The sequence below is a fragment of the Heyndrickxia sp. FSL K6-6286 genome (assembly GCF_038630395.1).
GTDB classification, from domain to species: Bacteria; Bacillota; Bacilli; order Bacillales; family Bacillaceae_C; genus Heyndrickxia; species Heyndrickxia oleronia.
In genome coordinates this window covers 3,105,860-3,126,652 of sequence record NZ_CP152029.1, presented here as the reverse complement: position 1 = coordinate 3,126,652, position 20,793 = coordinate 3,105,860, and the positions used below count along the sequence as shown (strand labels likewise).

General features: G+C 35.4%; 18 protein-coding genes. 17 read left to right on the top strand and 1 reads right to left on the bottom strand.

Features of this window, described 5'->3' with window-relative positions; all coding sequences use genetic code 11:
• The first annotated feature begins 43 nt into the window (after positions 1–43).
• The 3 genes from MHI39_RS15780 (at position 44) to MHI39_RS15770 (ending at position 3,509) form a co-directional block, all read left to right on the top strand.
• On the top strand, positions 44–799 hold the full coding sequence (locus MHI39_RS15780) for an ATP-dependent Clp protease proteolytic subunit (RefSeq protein ID WP_278892046.1): 756 nt from the start codon (positions 44–46) through the stop codon (positions 797–799).
• Positions 796–1,005 carry a YlzJ-like family protein gene (locus tag MHI39_RS15775; protein ID WP_058002708.1) on the top strand — a complete coding sequence of 70 codons (210 nt, stop codon included), beginning with the start codon at positions 796–798 and terminating at the stop codon, positions 1,003–1,005. The genes MHI39_RS15780 and MHI39_RS15775 overlap by 4 nt, the downstream gene beginning before the upstream one ends.
• 185 nt (positions 1,006–1,190) lie before the next feature.
• Positions 1,191–3,509, top strand: a complete 2,319-nt coding sequence (locus tag MHI39_RS15770) for a DNA translocase FtsK (RefSeq protein WP_058002747.1) — start codon at positions 1,191–1,193, stop codon at positions 3,507–3,509.
• Positions 3,510–3,883: 374 nt separating this feature from the next.
• Here the strand turns inward: MHI39_RS15770 and MHI39_RS15765 are convergent, their stop codons facing one another.
• The gene (locus MHI39_RS15765; RefSeq protein ID WP_071976245.1) at positions 3,884–5,056 is read right to left on the bottom strand and encodes an IS256 family transposase; all 1,173 of its coding nucleotides are present in this window, start codon (positions 5,054–5,056) and stop codon (positions 3,884–3,886) included.
• A gap of 629 nt (positions 5,057–5,685) precedes the next feature.
• Between MHI39_RS15765 and MHI39_RS15760 the strand changes: the two genes are divergently transcribed.
• The 14 genes from MHI39_RS15760 (at position 5,686) to recA (ending at position 20,688) form a co-directional block, all read left to right on the top strand.
• Positions 5,686–6,411, top strand: coding sequence for a GntR family transcriptional regulator (locus tag MHI39_RS15760; protein WP_071977859.1), 726 nt, complete (start codon positions 5,686–5,688; stop codon positions 6,409–6,411).
• A gap of 41 nt (positions 6,412–6,452) precedes the next feature.
• Positions 6,453–7,532: a BMP family protein gene (locus MHI39_RS15755; protein ID WP_071977858.1), complete on the top strand. Its 1,080-nt coding sequence runs from the start codon at positions 6,453–6,455 to the stop codon at positions 7,530–7,532.
• Positions 7,533–8,055: 523 nt separating this feature from the next.
• Positions 8,056–9,591 (top strand): ABC transporter ATP-binding protein, encoded by a 1,536-nt coding sequence (locus MHI39_RS15750; RefSeq protein WP_071977857.1) that lies wholly within the window; start codon positions 8,056–8,058, stop codon positions 9,589–9,591.
• Entirely contained in the window at positions 9,584–10,627 is a 1,044-nt protein-coding gene (locus tag MHI39_RS15745; RefSeq protein ID WP_058002712.1) for an ABC transporter permease, read from the top strand. Before MHI39_RS15750 ends, MHI39_RS15745 begins: the two co-directional genes overlap by 8 nt.
• Positions 10,628–11,587 carry an ABC transporter permease gene (locus MHI39_RS15740; protein WP_342539688.1) on the top strand — a complete coding sequence of 320 codons (960 nt, stop codon included), beginning with the start codon at positions 10,628–10,630 and terminating at the stop codon, positions 11,585–11,587.
• A 209-nt stretch (positions 11,588–11,796) separates the two neighbouring features.
• Positions 11,797–13,077 (top strand): pitrilysin family protein, encoded by a 1,281-nt coding sequence (locus tag MHI39_RS15735; protein WP_342539687.1) that lies wholly within the window; start codon positions 11,797–11,799, stop codon positions 13,075–13,077.
• Positions 13,074–14,363 (top strand): pitrilysin family protein, encoded by a 1,290-nt coding sequence (locus tag MHI39_RS15730; protein ID WP_342539685.1) that lies wholly within the window; start codon positions 13,074–13,076, stop codon positions 14,361–14,363. The genes MHI39_RS15735 and MHI39_RS15730 overlap by 4 nt, the downstream gene beginning before the upstream one ends.
• Before the next feature lie 162 nt (positions 14,364–14,525).
• Positions 14,526–15,248, top strand: a complete 723-nt coding sequence (locus MHI39_RS15725; protein WP_259545730.1) for an SDR family oxidoreductase — start codon at positions 14,526–14,528, stop codon at positions 15,246–15,248.
• A 69-nt stretch (positions 15,249–15,317) separates the two neighbouring features.
• Entirely contained in the window at positions 15,318–15,575 is a 258-nt protein-coding gene (locus MHI39_RS15720) for a DUF3243 domain-containing protein (RefSeq protein WP_058002717.1), read from the top strand.
• Between the two features lie 206 nt (positions 15,576–15,781).
• Positions 15,782–16,573: a DUF3388 domain-containing protein gene (locus tag MHI39_RS15715; RefSeq protein WP_058002718.1), complete on the top strand. Its 792-nt coding sequence runs from the start codon at positions 15,782–15,784 to the stop codon at positions 16,571–16,573.
• Positions 16,574–16,591: 18 nt separating this feature from the next.
• Positions 16,592–17,515, top strand: a complete 924-nt coding sequence (locus tag MHI39_RS15710) for a RodZ domain-containing protein (protein ID WP_259545729.1) — start codon at positions 16,592–16,594, stop codon at positions 17,513–17,515.
• A gap of 37 nt (positions 17,516–17,552) precedes the next feature.
• On the top strand, positions 17,553–18,134 hold the full coding sequence (pgsA, locus tag MHI39_RS15705; RefSeq protein WP_058002720.1) for a CDP-diacylglycerol--glycerol-3-phosphate 3-phosphatidyltransferase: 582 nt from the start codon (positions 17,553–17,555) through the stop codon (positions 18,132–18,134).
• 21 nt (positions 18,135–18,155) lie between these two features.
• Complete coding sequence (locus tag MHI39_RS15700) at positions 18,156–19,391, top strand: competence/damage-inducible protein A (protein WP_342539683.1); 1,236 nt, start codon at positions 18,156–18,158, stop codon at positions 19,389–19,391.
• 262 nt (positions 19,392–19,653) lie between these two features.
• On the top strand, positions 19,654–20,688 hold the full coding sequence (gene recA, locus MHI39_RS15695; protein ID WP_058002722.1) for a recombinase RecA: 1,035 nt from the start codon (positions 19,654–19,656) through the stop codon (positions 20,686–20,688).
• Positions 20,689–20,793 lie beyond the last annotated feature (105 nt).

Below are 20,793 nucleotides of genomic sequence, written 5' to 3'. Positions count from 1 at the left end.
TGAGTGGTATAAGATAAATTGTGATTGATAAAGGAGATTTAAAATGGAAAAAGAATTTCAAATGGAGCAACAACCTTCTCCAGAGAAATCCGATGAGAATAAAGATAATAAGCAGGGAATTATTGATAAAATTCAACAGCTTGGTCAAACAAATGTCCCACAATTATCTCAGGACACAAATATTCATTGTTTAACGATTGTTGGACAAATCGAGGGGCATATGCAGTTGCCGCCACAAAATAAAACAACAAAATATGAACATGTTATTCCGCAAATCGTGGCGATTGAACAAAATCCTAAAATTGAGGGACTTCTTGTCATTTTAAATACAGTAGGTGGAGATGTTGAAGCGGGGCTTGCGATTTCAGAAATGCTAGCATCATTATCAAAACCGACTGTTTCTATCGTTTTAGGCGGGGGTCATTCAATAGGTGTACCGATCGCGGTTTCATGCGATTACAGCTTTATTGCTGGAACAGCAACGATGACTATTCATCCCATTCGTTTAACGGGACTAGTAATTGGTGTCCCACAAACATTTGAATACTTAGACAAAATGCAAGAACGGGTCATAAACTTTGTTACAGAGCACTCAAATATAGAAGAAGATGTCTTTAAAGAATTAATGTTTGCGAAAGGTAATTTAACAAGGGATATTGGAACAAACGTGGTTGGCATTGATGCAGTTAAAACAGGACTAATTAATGAAGTAGGCGGCGTAGGAGCTGCAATAAAAAAATTAAATGAATTGATCGAAGTAAATAAAAATCAAAATAATTCTGAAGGAATGATTCAATGATCCTCTATACAACTGTTCCACAGGAATTAATTTTTCAAACGGATGCAAGTGAATATAGTAAATATAAAACCATAGTATACAATAATGTACCAATGCTAGTAGAACAACTAGAACATAATTATCGGATTGTACGAATACTTAGTAGTAATCCAGTTGATTTCTTAAACAGTGAGTTGAATCCAGGACAAATGATATCCTTCTTCTAAATGATATTTTTTCACATATATTCCTTTATGCAACAATAAAATACTGCTACAGTCGTTTTCTTCACTGAAATGATTATGATATAATAAGGTAAATTGTGGGGTTGTCTAAAAGTAAAGGGGTTAAACCTCTTAATAGACAACCCTTCCATTTTCTTATTATAAGGTGATTCGTGAGGGTGAAAGAAATGGCGGCTAAAAGGAAACGAAGGAGCAAGAAGTCTCAGCAGATAAAGATAAATATACGTTTTGAATTGGTAGGAATTGTGTTAATTGCTCTAAGTTTAATATCAATTATAAAGCTTGGTGCAGTTGGTAAAGCTTGTGTATTCTTTTTTCGCTTCTTTTTAGGTGAATGGTATATGGTCGCTTTAATAGGCATCATTTGGCTAGCTGTTTATTTAATGATTAAAAGAGAATGGCCATTCTTTTTTGGTCGTAGGCTATGCGGTATATATATTTTTCTCATCAGTTTATTGTTATTAAGTCATGTGAAATTATTTGAATTATTAAGCCGTGAGGGACATGTAAAAAATCCAAGCGTGATACAAAGTACTTGGGAAATATTTTGGCAAGAAGTGAAGGGAGATACATCTTCACCAGATATGGGTGGTGGAATAATTGGTGCGATTTTATTTGCTGTGTCTCACTTCTTATTTGATTCTCTAGGAACAAAAATACTGTGTATGGTCCTAATTGTAATTGGCTTCATTCTTATAACTGGGAAATCCATTGGTACTGTCTTTGAAAAATTGGGGGCTCGTTTAAAAGAGTTTGTCAGCCATCAATGGGAAATGTCCAAAAATGATTTAAAAGAATGGAAAATAGATCGAAAAGAAAAGAAAGAACAGAAAAAAATAGACGCTGTGGTTGAGGAATCAGTTATTGAGGAAAAACAACAAGTAGATTCTGACAAAGAAATTAAACCAATTATATCGAGTTTTACAGAAAGAGCTTATACGCCTGAGGAAATGGATAAGGTACAACATGAACCTGACAACCATTCTATTTCTACAAAAAGTGAAGAAATAGCAGAAGAAGATTTAGCACCGAATATTACGTTTACAGAAGTTGAAAATGAAGACTATCAATTACCACCTATTTCATTATTGAAAAGACCAAAAGCAACAGATCAAAGCAGAGAATATAATTTAATTCATGCGAATGCTGCAAAATTAGAAAGAACCTTTCAAAGCTTTGGAGTTAAAGCACGTGTGACGCAGGTGCATTTAGGTCCAGCTGTAACAAAATATGAAGTGCATCCAGATGTAGGTGTAAAGGTTAGTAAAATAGTCAGTCTCAGTGATGATATTGCTCTTGCGCTCGCTGCAAAGGATATACGAATGGAAGCGCCCATTCCTGGAAAATCAGCGATTGGCATTGAAGTGCCTAATTCAGAAGTAGCAGTTGTCTCGTTAAGAGAAGTACTAGAAGCAAAAGAATTGGACAAGCCTGAATCTAAATTACAAATTGGTTTAGGACGCGATATCACAGGGGAAGCAGTCCTGGCGGAGCTAAATAAAATGCCCCATCTTTTAGTAGCTGGTGCGACCGGTAGTGGGAAAAGTGTATGTATTAATGGAATCATAACAAGTATTCTTATGAGGGCTAAACCACATGAAGTCAAATTAATGATGGTTGACCCAAAAATGGTTGAATTGAATGTGTATAATGGTGTTCCCCATTTACTAGCACCCGTAGTTACAGATGCCAAAAAAGCATCACAAGCACTAAAAAAAGTTGTCAGTGAGATGGAACGTCGCTATGAATTATTTTCGCACACGGGAACTAGAAATATTGAAGGGTATAATGATCATGTAAAAAAACATAATTTAGAAACTGGAGAAAAGCAACCATTACTCCCATACATAGTCGTAATTGTGGATGAGCTGGCGGATCTTATGATGGTCGCTTCAAATGATGTGGAGGACTCAATCACTAGACTTGCTCAAATGGCTCGTGCAGCAGGAATTCATTTAATTATTGCCACTCAAAGACCATCCGTTGATGTTATAACAGGGGTTATTAAAGCAAATATTCCATCTAGAATTGCATTTGCTGTTTCGTCGGCAACTGATTCTCGGACCATTCTTGATATGGGTGGAGCTGAGAAACTATTAGGAAGAGGAGATATGCTGTTTCTTCCTGTTGGTGCATCGAAACCAGTACGTGTACAAGGGGCATTTCTCTCAGATGATGAGGTAGAGGAAGTGGTAGACTTTGTTATTTCTCAACAAAAGGCCCAATACCAAGAGGAAATGATTCCAGATGATATAACTGAAACAATTGAGGAAGTAGACGATGAACTTTATGATGATGCTGTTCAATTGATTGCTGAAATGCAAACAGCCTCAGTCTCAATGTTACAACGTCGGTTTCGGATTGGTTATACAAGAGCAGCACGATTAATTGATGAAATGGAAGTAAGAGGTGTAGTTGGTCCTTATGAAGGAAGTAAACCAAGGGTCGTTCTTATACCAAAACCTTCAGAAGAACAAAGCTCATGATGAGGAAAGTTAATTTCCTCATCTTTTTTTATACCTTATGTTTAAAACAAAAATTTATTAATGATTTTTTCACTTCTGTTGGACAGAATGTGTCTCCAGCACTGGTTCTGAAACACATTATTTACTTTATAGCAATAAAATGTGTCTCCAGATAAGGTTCTGAAACACATTATTTACTTTATAGAGTAAAGTCCTGGTTTTTGTGTAAAATCACTGGCAAGTACTTTCAACCTTAACCCTTTTATTTTTTTTGCGAAACTTCCATGGATTTTGAACTTCATATCCGGTAAGGGATGTCAAATGGTTTTCAATTTGACATCCCTTACCGGATATGTGATCATCCATGATGGAAGTTTAGCTGAAAATAATCTGTTCTATCTTCCACCCATAAGTGCTTTTCTCTTAGCGTAAACCGTATCCTGATATTGCATTAGAACAGCTCCAATCAAGCGAAAAGCCGATTGGGTGTTTGGAAAAATACGTATGACCCTTTCTCTTCTACGGACTTCTTGGTTCAACCGTTCAAGGGAATTGGTACTACGGATGTGGCATCGGATACTTTCGGGAAAGATCATATACTGGATGGTATCTTCGAACCCCTCATCTAATATAGAGAGTGCTTTTTCAAACTTTGGCTCTGTCCCGAACCTACTCATTAGCTCATCTTTAAACAGACGGATATCATCAATGGTTACTGCTTCAAATACGCGTTTGATCATTGTCTTGATTTCAGCCGAGCTCTTTTTGGGAAGTTTATCAAAGATATTTCGCTTAAAATGGACATTACATCTTTGCCAAGCTGTCCCAATAAATTCACGCTGTATCGCTTTTTGGAGACCTTGATGGGCATCAGAGATGATTAGTTTGGGAGATTGAAGGCCCCGTGATTTTAGCTGTTGGAAGAACTGCCCCCAACTCTCATAACTTTCCGCATGGTCAACACTCAAGCCAATTATTTCACGTGTATTCTTCTCAGTAATGGCAGTGGCAATATAAACAGCCTTGGAAACAACGCTTTGGTGCTCGCGCACCTTTATATACATAGCGTCAACGAATACGAAAGGGTAGTATGTTGTATTTAAGGGTCTCTTAGCCCACTCGTTCACAATGGGATCAAGCTTTTGTGTAAGTGATGATACAAACGACTTGGAAATGTTCTTGCCGCAAAGCTGTTCGACAATATTGGTAACATTCCTAGTTGAAACACCATTGATGACCATTTCCAGCATAGAGAGGACCAATGCCTGGTCACAACGGGCATATTTTTCAAAAACGGTAGTTGAGAATTCCCCGTTGCGTGTCCGTGGTACCTTAAGTGTTAAGGTACCGATGCTCATCATAAGATCACGTTCATAATAACCGTTGCGATAGTCACGGCGTTCAACAGCTCGTTCATAAGGTGCAGCCTTTAAATAGTCATCCCTTTCTTTTTCCATAAATTCGTTTAGTACTAAGACAACCGCTGATTTTATAACCATATCAAGGTTGGAATTTACAATGGCTTCTTTTAAAACATCCAAATTTAGGTTAAACTGTACTTGAGTCATTTTTATTCCTCTTTTCATTGTTTATCGTGGTTGAAAACAGTGTTGCCAAGAGTGAATAAAATGACTCATTTTTTTTGCATTTTCTTTTTACACAATTATACGGACTTAATCCTTTATAGCAATAAAATGTGTCTCCAGCACTGGTTCTGAAACACATTATTTACTTTTTAGCTGTAAAATGTGTCTCCAACCCAGGTTCTGGAACACATAATCCCCTTTTCAGCTGCAAAATGTGTCTCCAAACCTGTTTATGAACCACATAATACACTCGTCAACCAAAAAATGTGTTTCCAACCTGGTTCTGAAACACATTATGCACTTTTCAGCTCCAAAATGTGTCTCCAACCCACGTTATGAACCACATAATTCACACCTTAACCACATAATCAGTTTCATAAACCTATTATTGGAATTAAAGGGAAATTTCCTGCGCAGTTTGTCCGATCGGAGTGAACGTTTACACTTTTTATTATTAGGATTATTGCCAATTTTCGTCTTTAGTCGCTTTTTTTCGACAAAAGCGAAAAATTATATTTATTATCCTTCAAAAAAATGATATAGTAATTTCGATTAGTAGGAATAATTGATCAGAGGTCTGATGACTTATAAGAATGTTTGGGGGTCCATTTATGTTAATTAAATCAGATAGTCGGCATCTTTATCTCCAAGTGATCGATAGAATTAAAAAAGATATCGATACAGGAGTATATAAAGAAAAGGAAAAATTGCCATCTGAATTTGACTTAGCAAAACAGTTAGGGATTAGTCGGGCGACATTACGTGAGGCACTTCGAATTCTCGAGGAAGAAAACGTTATCACCCGTCGTCATGGTGTTGGTACATTTGTAAATCCAAAGCCATTATTTACTTCAGGTATTGAGCATTTATATAGTGTGACCGATATGATTATCCAAGGCGGAATGGAACCTGGAACGATTTTTTTAAGTTCAAAGACTCAGGAATCAACAGAGGAAGATATGAATCGTTTTTTATGTAACGAGGAAGAGGATATCGCTGTCATTGAAAGGGTAAGAACTGCAAATGGTAATCCAGTAGTTTACTGTATTGATAAAATACCAGAAAAGCTCTTTCCTTGGGAATATTCATATAATGATAGCTCGTTCTTCAATATTTTAGAGCAAAAAAACGGCAAAAGAATTACACATGCGGTGACACAAATAGAGCCAATAGGCTACCATGAAAAGATTTCACCCATACTCGAATGTGATCCTGAAACCGCTCTATTAGTTCTAAAACAGCTTCATTACAATGAGGACGATAAACCAGTTCTATACTCTGTTAACTATTTCAAGGCAGATAAATTCAGTTTTCACGTTGTTAGAAAACGAATCTAGTTTTTATTCTTACTAAATCATAAAAATAGGGGGTACAAAAAGTGAAAAAGCGCAAAATTGGTTTCGCTCTCTCACTAGTGCTAGCTGCAGGAACACTATTAGGTGCTTGTGGTACAAGTGATAAGGAAGAAGGTTCAACAGGCAAGGGAGACAAGAAAAAAGACTTTACTGTTTCATTAGTGACTGATGTTGGTGGTGTTGATGACAAATCATTTAACCAATCAGCATGGGAAGGTCTAAAAAAATTCGGTCAAGATAATGGTTTAGAGAAAGGAAAAGCTGGTTATGATTACCTCCAATCAAAATCTGACGCCGATTATAAAACAAACCTAAATACAGCAGTTCGTAATAAATTTGATTTAATTTATGGAATTGGTTATAAATTAAAGCCAGCTATAGAAGAAGTATCTAAACAAAGAAAAGACAGTCACTTCGCGATTGTTGATGATGTGATTACAGATAGAGATAATGTTGCAAGCATTACGTTTAAAGAGCATGAAGGTTCATTCTTAGTTGGTGTAGTAGCAGGCTTGACAACTAAATCAAATAAGGTTGGATTTATTGGTGGTACAGATAGTGACCTTATTAATAAATTTGCTGCAGGATTCCAAGCAGGTGTGAAAGCAGTTAATCCTGATGCAGATGTGAAAATTGAATTTGCAGGCGCATTTGACAAAGCAGATAAGGGCCAATCAATGGCATCTGCGATGTACAAATCAGGTATTGATATTATTTATCATGCGGCCGGCGGAACAGGTAATGGAGTATTCACAGAGGCGAAAAACTTAAAGCAAAAAGATCCGAATAGTAATGTTTGGGTAATTGGTGTAGACCGTGACCAAGTCGATGAAGGACAAGTAAAAGTAGACGGCAAAGACTATAATGTAACTTTAACATCTATGATTAAGCGTGTAGATTTAGCAGTTGAAGATTTATCTAAAAAAGCAAAAGACGGTAAATTCCCTGGTGGAGAACATATTGAATATGGTATCAATGAAGATGCTGTAGGTATTGCACCTTCCCAAGAGAATTTAACACCTGAAGTGCTAAAAGCTGTTGATGAATGGAAAGAAAAAATTATGAATGGTGAAATTGAAGTACCACTAAAACCGACAAAATAATTGTGAATATGGGGCTGTCTAATACATTATTTTAGACAGTCCTTAAAAGATTTTTAATAAAAAGTAAAATTATTTTTTACTTTTTATTTAGAATCTTTCGCCATTATAAAATTTTATTGATAGGGTGTTTTCGTATTGAATGTTGCTTTTTTGTAAGAGTCCTACCACTGGCTTTTACACCTAATAAAGATTCTCAATGGTTCTTATGTAATTTGCAGTTCTTGGGGTTTAGGGTCTTCAACCTATATTTAATTACCTAAATAGCCACGAGGTTTGAGCAAAGAGTCTATTTATAATGGTTGTTTTGTTAGTTTGTTGCTTTTGTAAAAGCCCAGATGCCGGCTTTTACACCCAATAAAAGAATCAGTGATTCTTATAATGTTTGTAGCTCTTTTCTCAGTGAAAAGAAAGATATGGCGGTCTAAAGCTGAAAGTTATTATTAAAACTTTACTTAAATAGCCACATTGTTTGAGCAAAGAGCCTTAATAAAAAAGCGGGTCACCTTTAAAAGGAGGGTTTAGGGTGGAGTATGTTATAGAAATGTTAGGGATTCGCAAAGAATTTCCTGGTATTGTTGCGAATGATGACATTACCTTGCAAGTCAAGAAAGGGGAAATTCATGCACTGTTAGGTGAAAATGGAGCTGGAAAATCGACCTTAATGAATGTTCTTTTCGGTTTATACCAGCCTGAAAAAGGAGAAATTCGTGTTAAAGGGAAAAAAGTAAATATTACTAATCCTAATATCGCCAATGACTTAGGAATTGGAATGGTTCATCAGCATTTTATGCTAGTGGATACCTTTACCGTCACTGAAAATATTATTCTAGGAAAAGAGCCTAAATCATCGGGTACGATAGATATCAAAAAAGCAGAAAAGGAAGTTCGTGAAATATCTGAAAAGTATGGTTTATCAGTTAACCCAAAAGCTAAAATATCGGATATTTCAGTTGGTATGCAGCAGCGTGTTGAAATCTTAAAAACATTATATCGCGGGGCAGAAATTATTATATTTGATGAACCAACAGCAGTGTTGACACCCCAAGAGATTACTGAATTAATTCAAATAATGAAAACACTTATTAAAGAAGGGAAATCCATCATATTAATTACACACAAACTGAAGGAAATAATGGAGGTTTGTGATCAGGTTACAGTTATTCGGAAGGGGAAAGGCATAGGAACTGTTAATGTGAAAGAAACAAATCCTAATGAACTTGCGAATTTAATGGTTGGACGTGAAGTAGTGTTCACTACACAAAAAATCCCTGCCAATCCAAAACAAAATGTATTAGAAATAAAAGATTTGGTTGTCAAGGATTCTAGAGGAGTTCCTGCTGTACGAGGGTTAAATTTAAATGTTCGTGCTGGTGAAATTATTGGAATTGCTGGTGTGGATGGAAATGGACAAACAGAGCTTATTGAGGCAATTACTGGCTTGAGAAAATCGGAAAGTGGTTCGATTAAAATAAATGAAAAAGAGATTCGTAATTTAAAGCCAAGGAAAATTACTGAATCAGGAGTTGGCCATATTCCGGAGGATCGGCATAAGCATGGTTTAGTTTTAGATTTTCCTATTGGAGAAAATATTGTATTACAAACCTATTATCAGAAGCCTTACTCGAAAAATGGGATATTGAATTTTAAACAGATCTATCAGAAAGCAACAAAGCTAATACAAGAATTTGATGTTCGTACACCAAGTGAATATACATTAGCTCGTTCTTTATCTGGAGGAAATCAGCAAAAGGCCATTATTGGACGCGAAGTAGATAGAAATCCCGATTTATTAATTGCTGCTCAGCCTACAAGGGGATTGGATGTTGGGGCAATTGAATTTATTCATAAGCGATTGATTGAACAAAGAGATAATGGAAAAGCTGTTTTGCTTATATCCTTTGAGCTTGATGAAATCTTGAATGTCAGTGATAGAATTGCAGTTATATATGAAGGAACAATTGTTGCAATAGTTGATCCTAAAACAACGACAGAGCAGGAGCTAGGCCTATTAATGGCTGGATCGAAAGGTCAGGAAGCAGGTGAACAAACAAATGTCTAATCGATTAATTAATATACTTATACCAATTGTTTCCGTTTTATTAGGGCTAATTGCAGGAGCAATTATAATGCTTATTAGTGGATATAATCCAATACATGGATATCTTGCTTTATGGAATGGAGCGTTTGGTGATTCCTTTTATATTGGTGAAACTTTTCGTCAAGTAACACCCTATATTTTAGCAGGTTTAGCTGTCGCATTTGCTTTCCGAACAGGTCTATTTAATATCGGTGTAGAAGGTCAACTATTAGTTGGATGGATTGTTTCGGTTTGGGTTGGACTGACCTTTGATTTACCAAAGATCATACATTTACCTTTAGCCATAATTGCAGCGGTTATTGCAGGGGCCATTTGGGGGTTTATTCCTGGATTATTAAAGGCAAAGTTTCGAGTTCATGAAGTAATTGTGACAATTATGATGAATTATATTGCATTGCATGTATCCAATTATATTATTCGAAATGTACTATCTGATGAATCAGACACTACTGCAGAAGTACCAGCTTCAGCTTCATTAAAATCGGACTTTCTGCAAAGCATTACAGATTTTTCAAGTCTTCATAATGGGATTTATTTGTCAATTATTGCTGCAATTATCATGTGGTTTTTACTTGAAAAAACAACAAAAGGTTATGAACTTAGATCTGTAGGCTTCAATCAACACGCATCACATTATGCTGGGATGAATGTGAATAGGAATATTATTTATTCAATGGCCATTTCAGGTGCGTTTGCAGGTCTAGCTGGTGCGATGGAAGGTTTAGGGACATTTGGTTTTGCATTCTTACAATCTAGCTTTTCTGGTGTTGGATTTGATGGTATTGCCGTTGCATTATTAGGGGGAAATACAGCATTCGGTGTGGTTATCGCCTCCATTCTTTTTGGTGGTTTAAGAGTAGGTTCCTTAAATATGCCAATTGATGCGAATGTACCTAATGAATTAGTTGAAATTGTTATTGCATTAATTATTTTCTTCGTTGCTTCAAGCTACATGATTAAATGGCTCATTACTCGTTTTAAAAGGGAGGCGAAATAAGTGGATTTAATGACTGCACTTGAAATTATTGTAACATCTTCCCTTTTAGTTGCTGGACCACTTATTTTTACAGCACTAGGTGGAGTTTTTTCTGAACGTTCTGGGGTTGTTAATATTGGTTTGGAAGGCTTAATGATAATCGGAGCTTTTAGTTCGATCGTTTTTAACTTAACTTTTGCTGACACTTTTGGAGCTGCAACACCATGGGTTGCACTTATTGTTGCTATGATTGCAGGGGCAATCGTTTCCTTACTACATGCATTGGCATCGATAACCTTTAGGGCGGATCAGACGGTCAGTGGTGTAGCGATAAACTTCTTTGCTCTTGGCTTATCTTTATTTCTTGTAAAGAAATGGTATGACAAAGGGCAAACTGATTTTATTAAAGAAAATTTTAGAAAAATAGATATACCGTTTCTAAGTGATATACCAGTAATAGGAGATTTATTCTTTAGTGGGGTCACATATGCTTCGTATTTAGCTATCATTTTGTCCTTTGTTGTGTGGTTTGTTATATATAAAACCCCTTTTGGATTAAGACTTCGCTCAGTGGGTGAACACCCTGCTGCAGCTGATACAATGGGGATTAACGTAACAAAAATGCGTTATATTGGCGTTATGTTATCTGGTGTTTTTGGAGGGTTAGGTGGTGCAGTATATGCACAAACAATCACACTTGATTTTAGCCACTCTACAATTACAGGGCAAGGCTTTATGGCACTAGCTGCAATGATTTTTGGAAAATGGCATCCACTTGGTGCAATGGGCGCTGCACTATTCTTTGGATTCGCTCAAAGTTTAAGTATTGTTGGTGGAGATATTTCTTTCTTAAAGGATATTCCAAGTGTTTATTTACTTATTGCTCCATACGTATTAACAATTTTAGCTCTTGCTGGATTTATAGGGCGTGCAGATGCACCAAAAGCAAGTGGAATTCCTTATATAAAGGGACAAAGATAGGTTTGCAAAAGGCTCCGAATCAATCGGGGTCTTTTGTTTATTAGAAAGCTTTCTTAATAGAGGGAAGAACCATTTTTTTGAAATCCATCGGATGAGCTGTGCGCTAAGTATTTTTAAACGGTAAATACTTGTAGGACATTATCTATAACATGTATAGTAAGAATAACTTCATAACAAAATAGTAAAAGAAAGCTAAAGGAGGATTGGCTATGTCTGTTGCAAATGAAATGGTTATTAAGACTGAAGGATTTACGTTACATATAGTAAAAACCAATAAATATAAAACGAATACACTTGTATGGAAAATGAAAGCCCCTTTGAATGCCGAAACAGTAACGTTTCGTGCACTTCTATTGAATGTATTACAAAGTAGTACAAAAAAGTATCCAACAACTACAGCATTACGAACATATCTAGATGATTTATATGGTGCAGGCTTCTTTGTTGATTTAGCAAAGAAGGGAGAACAACATATTATGTCGTTTTCAATTGATATTGCAAATGAAAAGTTTCTTAAGGATTCCACCCCACTCCTTCAAAAGGGAATAGATTTTTTAGCAGAGGTATTATTGAATCCAAACATTGAGAATGAAAGCTTTCATCAAGAAACAGTTGAGAAAGAGAAACGCATCTTAAAGCAAAGAATCCAATCCATTTATGATGATAAAATGCGTTACTCGAATGTTCGATTAGTGGAGGAAATGTGTAAGGGGGAACCTTATGCACTAGATGCAAACGGAATAGCATCTAAAGTAGAAGAGATTACACCGCAAAATCTATTTGATTATTATAAAAAAGCAATAAGTGAAGATGAACTTCATTTATACATCATTGGTGATGTGAATGAAAATGAAGTAAAAACATTTTGTAGGAACCTCCAGTTTGAAAATCGTACACCTATTCAACTAGAACGTAAAGAAGGAAGTAATGTTAAAGAAGTAAAAGAAATTAAAGAAAAGCAAGATGTAAAACAAGGAAAGCTGAATATCGGATATCGTACAAACGTCCGTTTTGGTGATCAAGATTATTTTGCACTCCAAGTATTCAATGGGATTTTTGGAGGATTTTCACATTCAAAGTTATTTATTAATGTACGTGAAAAAGCTAGTTTAGCCTATTATGCCGCAAGTAGGTTAGAAAGCCATAAAGGATTATTGATGGTAATGAGCGGAATAGAAGCAAAAAATTATGATCAAGCAACAACAATCATAAGGGAACAGATGGACGCGATGAAAAAAGGTGATTTCACAGATCAAGAAATCGAGCAAACAAAAGCAGTTATTAATAATCAGCTCCTTGAAACGACAGATACATCTAGGGGATTGGTTGAAATTCTTTATCATAACGTAATCGCCAATCAAAATTTTACTGTGGATGATTGGATTCAAGGGATAAATAAAATTTCGAAACAGGATATTATTGAAGTAGCGAAAAAAATTGAATTAGATACAATCTATTTTCTAACTGGATTGGAGGGAAATGGAGAATGAAGAAAATTGCTTTTGACCAATTGAAGGAAACACTTTATCATGAAAAAATGGAAAATGGGTTAAACGTTTATATATTACCGAAGCAAGGGTTTAGCAAAACCTTTGCAACTTTTACGACTAAATATGGTTCAATTGATAATGACTTTGTTCCATTGAATTCAACTGAATATAATCATGTTCCAGATGGAATTGCTCACTTTCTTGAGCATAAACTATTTGAAAAAGAAGATGGCGATGTGTTTCAGCAATTTAGTAAACAAGGTGCATCTGCCAATGCCTTTACGACCTTTAATCGGACTGCCTATCTGTTTTCGAGTACATCTAATGTGGAAAAGAATCTAGAAACCTTAATCGATATGGTACAGAGTCCATTTTTTACTGAAAAAACAGTAGAGAAAGAAAAAGGGATTATTGGTCAGGAAATAACCATGTATGATGATAATCCTGATTGGCGCTTATATTTTGGGGTAATAGAAAATATGTATCAGCACCATCCCGTAAAAATTGACATTGCTGGAACGATTGAATCAATTTCCCATATTACAGATCAGCTACTATATGAATGTTACAATACATTTTACCACCCAAGTAATATGCTTTTATTTGTAGTTGGTCCCGTTGATCCTGATCAAATCATGAATCTTATTCGAGATAATCAAAATAAGAAAGATTATAAGGATATGTCAGAAATCAAGCGTCGTTTTGAAGATGAACCATCTAAAGTTGCTGAGAAAAAGAAGGTTCTTCAAATGAATGTTCAAACACCTAAATGTCTGGTAGGAGTAAAAGCTTGTGATGTGGCACAAAGTGGAAAAGAAATGCTGAAAAATGAGTTGACAATTAATTTATTATTAGACATCCTTTTTGGAAAAAGCTCAAAGAGCTATTATGATCTATATAATGAAGGATTAATTGATGAAACGTTTTCATATGATTACACACAGGAAGAGGGTTTTGGTTTTTCAATGGTTGGTGGAGATACAGAAAAGCCTGATGAACTTTCAGAACGTATACAATCGATTATGATGGAAGCGAAAAGTGGGAAATATTTAACTGAAGAATCCCTAGAAAGAACGAAGAAGAAAAAAATAGGTGGATTTTTACGTCAATTAAATTCACCTGACTATATTGCGAATCAGTTTACAAGGTATTCATTTAATGAAATGAATCTTTTTGATGTCGTGCCGACATTAGAAGAGATTACTTATAATGATTTAAAAAAATCAGCAGAGCAGTTTTTTGAAGAAGATCGCTTTACCGTTTGCCAGGTAGTACCAAATAAATAAAAGGTTAAAAAAGTAAATGAGAAACTCGGAGATTCTGGGTTTTTCTATTTTGTTTGTTCTAAAATGGAAAAACTTATTGAATTCGAAATACTATTAAAAGTTCAGGAAGATATGTCTTTTTATTAAAAAGGTGTATTGCTTTGTATAGGAGAGGATAGATAAATGAAGAAATATGCACTTATCACTGGTGCAAGTGGGGGAATTGGTTCGGAAACAGCTCACACAATGGCTAAAGAAGGCTGGAACTTATACTTACATTTTAATCACAATAAAGAGGCGATGGAGAGACTATTAGCCGAGCTTTCAATATATAATCTAGAACTGATTCCGATTCAAGCTGATCTATCTACTGACTCAGGGATTGATAAGCTATTGAATAATATATTTCATATTGATGCGATTTGTTATGTAAGTGGAATATCCCATTACGGGCTTTTTGTGGATACTGATGAACAAATCATTGAAAAAATGTGGAAAATACATGTACATGCACCAATGGTTATTATAAAAAAATTATTACCAAAATTAATGAAAAATGAACAATCTTATGTTGTTCTTGTTAGTTCGATATGGGGACAAACAGGTGCTTCATGTGAGGTAATCTATTCAACTGCTAAAGGAGCTCAAATCTCTTTTGTAAAAGCACTTAGTAAAGAAGTTGCACAAAGCGGTGTAAGAATTAATGCAGTAGCCCCGGGTGCTGTTAATACACAAATGATGGGAATATTTTCAGAAGATGAAAAAATAGCACTGGAAGAGGAAATTCCAATGGGAAGACTTGCGAAACCAAGTGAAATTGCTGAAACTATCCAATTCCTTCTTTCAGAAAAGGCCTCGTATATTACTGGTCAGGTTTTGGCAGTAAATGGGGGCTGGTACACATAATAATAAATGAATAAAACCTCCCTTCTCAGAACAAAATAACATCGTACTTAATTTAAGGAGGTTGAAAGTATGTCAGTGTTAGAAAGCTGGGATCAATGGAAAGACTTTCTTGGTGATCGGTTAAATCAAGCGAAACAACAAGGAATGTCTCAGGAAACAATTAACCAACTAGCTGAACAGGTTGGAGATTACCTAGCACAACAGGTAGATCCTAAAAATGAACAGCAACGAGTACTTTCTGATTTATGGTCCGTTGCATCACAAGAAGAACAACAAGCCATTGCAAATGTTATGGTTAAGCTTGTCCAAAATAATGGAACACATTAATAGCTGTAAACGCTGAGGGGAAAAAACCCCTCTTTTTTTACATCCAAAAAATGTCTAATATTGTATAAGGAATTATAAAAATCCTCATATATAGTAAAAATAAACGATTTTTTATCGAAACATGGCTAGTTTTTCCTTTCATCTTATAGAGAAATCATTTATTATAGAAGCTAACGGATATAGAATAATGTCGTGGTGGGGAATTTATGAATCGTAAAGAATGGTATTTAGAATATGAAATTCAAATAAACCGCCCAGGTCTTTTAGGGGATATTTCTTCATTACTAGGTATGCTATCAATAAATATTATTAGCATTAATGGTGTTGATGATGGTAGACGTGGCCTGCTTTTATTAGTAAAAAATGAAGAACAAATTGCAAGATTAGAATCTATCTTAGCTACAATGGAAACCATTAAAGTAACGAAAATTCGCGAACCAAAATTAAGAGATAAACTTGCCGTTCGGCATGGTCGATATATACAAAGAGATGCCGACGATAAAAAAACCTTTCGATTTATCAGGGATGAATTAGGTTTGCTTGTTGATTTTATGGCAGAGTTATTTAAGCAAGAAGGACATAAGTTGATTGGTATTCGGGGGATGCCACGTGTAGGGAAAACAGAATCAGTAGTTGCTGCAAGTGTGTGTGCAAGTAAAAAATGGTTATTTGTTTCCTCTACATTGTTAAAACAAACGATACGAAATCAATTAATTAAAGATGAATACAGTTCAAATAATATATTTATATTGGATGGCATAGTTTCTACGCAGAGAGCTGATGAACGTCACTGGCAGCTTGTTCGGGAAATTATGCGTTTACCTGCAGTTAAGGTAATCGAACATCCCGATATATTTGTTCAGAACTCAGAATACTCATTAGAGGATTTTGACTATATTATAGAACTACGTGACAATCCGGAACAAGAAATTACATATGAAGTAATACAGAAAAATAACTTTTTTAGTGATTCGGGTTTTGGTGGATTTGATTATTAGATTGGCAGGTGTTCAGGTGTGACAGAATTAGGAAGTCGCTTAAAAGAAGCAAGACAAGCGAAAGGACTTAGTTTAGATGATTTACAGGAAATCACCAAAATACAAAAACGCTATTTAAAAGGGATTGAAGAAGGAAATTATGATATGATGCCTGGAAAGTTTTATGTTCGGGCATTTATTAAACAATATGCAGAGGCAGTTGGATTAGAAACTGAACAGATTTTTGAAGAATATAAACGGGAAGTACCTGATGTGTACAATGAAGACTTACCTGAGCAAATTTCACGTGTACAATCAAGAAAAACAGTTGCACCTAGTACTTCAAAAATGTTAGACATTTTTCCAAAAATACTTGTTGCTGTATTTATTATTGCTGCAATTGCTCTTGTTTATTATTTAGTTACTAATTTCGCTGGTTCTGGTTCAAAGGATAAGCTGGGTAACTCAAAGAATATACCAATAGAAACACAGCCAGTGAAAGAAAAAAATAAACCGGTAGCACAGGATAAAGAAGATAAAACCAAAGATAATACTACTCAAGATAAAAATGATAACAATCAAGATGATGCAAACAAAAAAGATGAAGAAGATAAAAAAGCAGAAACTCCTGCCCAGGAAGTAAAAGTGATTTCTGCTAGTGGGAGAAATTCTACTTATCAATTGGTGAATAGTGAAAAATTTGAAGTGAAATTAGTTTCAACTGGACGTACATGGGTAAACATGAAGAATGGCCAAGGTCATTCATTCTTCCAAGGAACATTAGAAGAAGGAAAGAGTCAAGCCGTTGATTTTTCAAATGAAACTGAAGCATATCTAGTTATTGGGAATGCTACCCAAACTGAAATTTACATAAATGACCAAAAACTAGAGTTTGCCGTTCCACCTAGTGAAAGTACCAGTCAAAATATAACAATTCAATTTGAAAAAACTAAAACTGAATAGTCATCGATTGATGGCTATTTTTCTGGAGGAAAGATTCGTGAATTTACCAAATAAAATTACTGTATTACGAGTTTGTTTAATACCAATATTTGTGATTATTATGGTAGCACCGTTTGATTGGGGTACTATAAACTTATTAAGTGCTGAGATGCCTGTTACCCACTTTGTGGCTGCATTAATCTTTATTGTAGCTTCTGCGACTGATTGGATTGATGGACATTATGCTAGGAAACTGAATTTAGTAACGAATTTAGGGAAGTTTTTAGATCCTTTAGCAGATAAATTACTAGTTTCTGCAGCATTTATTATATTAGTTGAACTTGGATTTGCTCCATCTTGGATAATCATTGTGATCATTAGTCGTGAATTTGCAGTAACTGGTTTACGAGCGATTCTAGCAGCAAGTGAAGGAGAAGTAGTAGCTGCTGCTATGCTTGGAAAAATTAAAACATGGACACAAATTGTTGCCATCGCATTATTGTTGTTACATAATTTTCCTTTTGGAGAAGGTGGATTTCCACTTGGAATGATTGCTTTATGGGTTGCATTATTTTTTACTGTTTGGTCCGGATGGGATTATTTCTATAAAAATCGCCACATTTTTGTCAATTCAAAATAAGTATCTGTGGAGGTGATTGATATGAATGCTGAAATTATCGCTGTTGGTTCAGAGCTATTATTAGGTCAAATTGTTAATACGAATGCAAAGTTTATTTCGAAAGGCTTGGCCGAAATCGGTGTAAATGTATTCCATCATACCGTCGTAGGGGATAACCCTGAACGGTTAAAGAAAAGTATTGAAATCGCTGAACAACGAGCAGACTTAATTATTTTTACTGGTGGTCTTGGACCGACAAAAGATGATTTAACAAAGGAAACGATTGCTAAGCATCTGAATACGAAGCTTGTTCAAGACGATGATGCTATGGATTCAATTGAAGCCTACTTTAAACGAACAAAAAAAGTGATGACAGAAAATAATAAAAAACAAGCACTGATTTTGGATGGTGCCAAAGTATTGCCAAATGATTATGGTATGGCACCTGGGATGCTGTTACAGCAAGAAGAGCAATATTATATGCTACTTCCTGGACCTCCACATGAAATGGAACCGATGTTTACTCAGTATGGTATTATTGCGATCCAAGAAAAGATGGGAACGATTGAAAAAATCGAATCTAGAGTTTTAAGGTTTTTTGGTATTGGTGAAGCTGAGCTGGAAACTAGAGTTGAAAGTATTTTGGAACGCCAAACTAATCCAACGATTGCCCCTCTTGCAGCAAATGGTGAGGTAACGCTAAGAATTACGGCAAAACACACATCCATTGAAGAGGCGAAAAAATTAATCGATAAAACTGAGAAAGAAATTCTTCATCTTGTCGGCGATTATTTTTATGGTTACGACGAGACAACCATCATGGCTGAAGTTATTAAACGATTGGAAAGGGAGAAACTAACGATAGCATGTGCAGAAAGTTTAACTGCTGGTTTGTTTCAATCGGAAATGGCATCCCATTCTGGAGTCAGTTCAATTTTTAAAGGTGGAATTGTCTGTTACTCTAATGAAGCAAAAGTGAAGCTTGTTCAGGTGCAAGAGAATACGATTGAACAATATGGTGCAGTAAGCCGAGAGACAGCTATTGAGCTAGCAGAAAATATTCTCCAATTACTAGATTCTGATATTGGAATTAGTTTTACAGGAGTTGCTGGGCCTGATAAACTGGAAAATAAGCCGGCTGGTACGGTATGGATTGGAATTGCAAGAAAAAATAAACCAACTAAGACCTATTTATTAGACCTCGCAAGCAGTAGAAATGGAAATCGAGTTCGAACAGTCAAATATGGTTGTTATTATCTATTAAAAGAATTAGTATGAAGCAGAACGGTATGATTGTACCGTTCTTTTTGCTCTTTCTACCAGAGAATTGCAGAATACGAAAAATCAATTTTTAACTTTGATAGGTACTTATTTTTACATTTATTTTGCTTATAAATAGTAATTCTAATGAAAATAACCTAAAAAAAGACGAATAAATGTTCGTCATTTTACTTGGCAAACTATGAAAAAACGGTTATAGTAAAGATAGATTTATTAAGCAAATTTCTTTGAAATTTCTAATCATAAAGGAGGAAATTTAGTGAATGATCGTCAAGCAGCCTTGGATATGGCGTTAAAACAAATAGAAAAACAGTTTGGTAAAGGTTCAGTAATGAAACTTGGGGAACAAACTGATAGAAGAATTTCAACTGTTCCTAGTGGATCATTGGCCCTTGATGTAGCGTTAGGTGTTGGCGGATACCCAAGAGGACGTGTAATAGAAATCTATGGTCCAGAAAGCTCAGGTAAAACAACTGTTGCCCTACATGCTATTGCAGAGGTACAAGCTAAGGGTGGGCAAGCAGCGTTTATCGATGCTGAGCATGCACTAGATCCTGTATATGCCCAAAAATTAGGCGTTAATATTGATGAACTACTGTTATCTCAGCCAGATACTGGGGAGCAAGCGTTAGAAATTGCAGAAGCTCTTGTTCGTAGTGGAGCAATTGATATTATCGTTATCGATTCTGTTGCAGCACTTGTACCAAAAGCGGAAATTGAAGGTGAAATGGGTGACTCCCATGTCGGATTACAAGCACGCTTAATGTCACAGGCATTGCGTAAACTATCTGGTGCAATCAACAAGTCGAAAACAATCGCGATCTTTATTAACCAAATAAGGGAAAAAGTAGGGGTTATGTTCGGGAATCCTGAAACGACTCCTGGCGGCCGTGCACTTAAGTTTTATTCATCTGTACGTCTTGAGGTTCGTCGTGCAGAACAGTTGAAACAAGGAAATGATATTGTTGGAAATAAAACAAAAGTAAAAGTAGTAAAAAATAAAGTGGCACCACCTTTCCGCGTTGCGGAAGTTGATATTATGTATGGTGAAGGAATTTCTAAAGAAGGCGAAATCATTGATATGGCTTCTGAATTAGATATCATTCAAAAAAGTGGATCATGGTATTCATATAATGATGAACGTTTAGGTCAAGGTCGTGAAAATGCGAAGCTTTTCCTTAAGGAAAATCCTGAATTGCGTAATGAGGTTATGATGAAAATACGCGATCATTATGGATTAGATGATCAAAAGACTGCCCCTGCTGAGGAAGAGCAAGAGGAATTTGATATTTAAATCATTGTTCTCTCCTAAAAAAGTGTTTTCATAAAAGTGAAATTTTTTTAGCTGACTATCTAGATTTAAATATCTAAATAAGAATGAAAAGTAAATTTATAGAAC

Coding starts and splice junctions, on each gene's coding strand:
- MHI39_RS15780 (WP_278892046.1), top strand. CDS start 44: ATGGAAAAAGAATTTCAAATGGAGCAACAACCTTCTCCAGAGAAATCC.
- MHI39_RS15775 (WP_058002708.1), top strand. CDS start 796: ATGATCCTCTATACAACTGTTCCACAGGAATTAATTTTTCAAACGGAT.
- MHI39_RS15770 (WP_058002747.1), top strand. CDS start 1,191: ATGGCGGCTAAAAGGAAACGAAGGAGCAAGAAGTCTCAGCAGATAAAG.
- MHI39_RS15765 (WP_071976245.1), bottom strand. CDS start 5,056: ATGACTCAAGTACAGTTTAACCTAAATTTGGATGTTTTAAAAGAAGCC.
- MHI39_RS15760 (WP_071977859.1), top strand. CDS start 5,686: ATGTTAATTAAATCAGATAGTCGGCATCTTTATCTCCAAGTGATCGAT.
- MHI39_RS15745 (WP_058002712.1), top strand. CDS start 9,584: ATGTCTAATCGATTAATTAATATACTTATACCAATTGTTTCCGTTTTA.
- MHI39_RS15735 (WP_342539687.1), top strand. CDS start 11,797: ATGTCTGTTGCAAATGAAATGGTTATTAAGACTGAAGGATTTACGTTA.
- MHI39_RS15730 (WP_342539685.1), top strand. CDS start 13,074: ATGAAGAAAATTGCTTTTGACCAATTGAAGGAAACACTTTATCATGAA.
- MHI39_RS15725 (WP_259545730.1), top strand. CDS start 14,526: ATGAAGAAATATGCACTTATCACTGGTGCAAGTGGGGGAATTGGTTCG.
- MHI39_RS15720 (WP_058002717.1), top strand. CDS start 15,318: ATGTCAGTGTTAGAAAGCTGGGATCAATGGAAAGACTTTCTTGGTGAT.
- MHI39_RS15715 (WP_058002718.1), top strand. CDS start 15,782: ATGAATCGTAAAGAATGGTATTTAGAATATGAAATTCAAATAAACCGC.
- MHI39_RS15700 (WP_342539683.1), top strand. CDS start 18,156: ATGAATGCTGAAATTATCGCTGTTGGTTCAGAGCTATTATTAGGTCAA.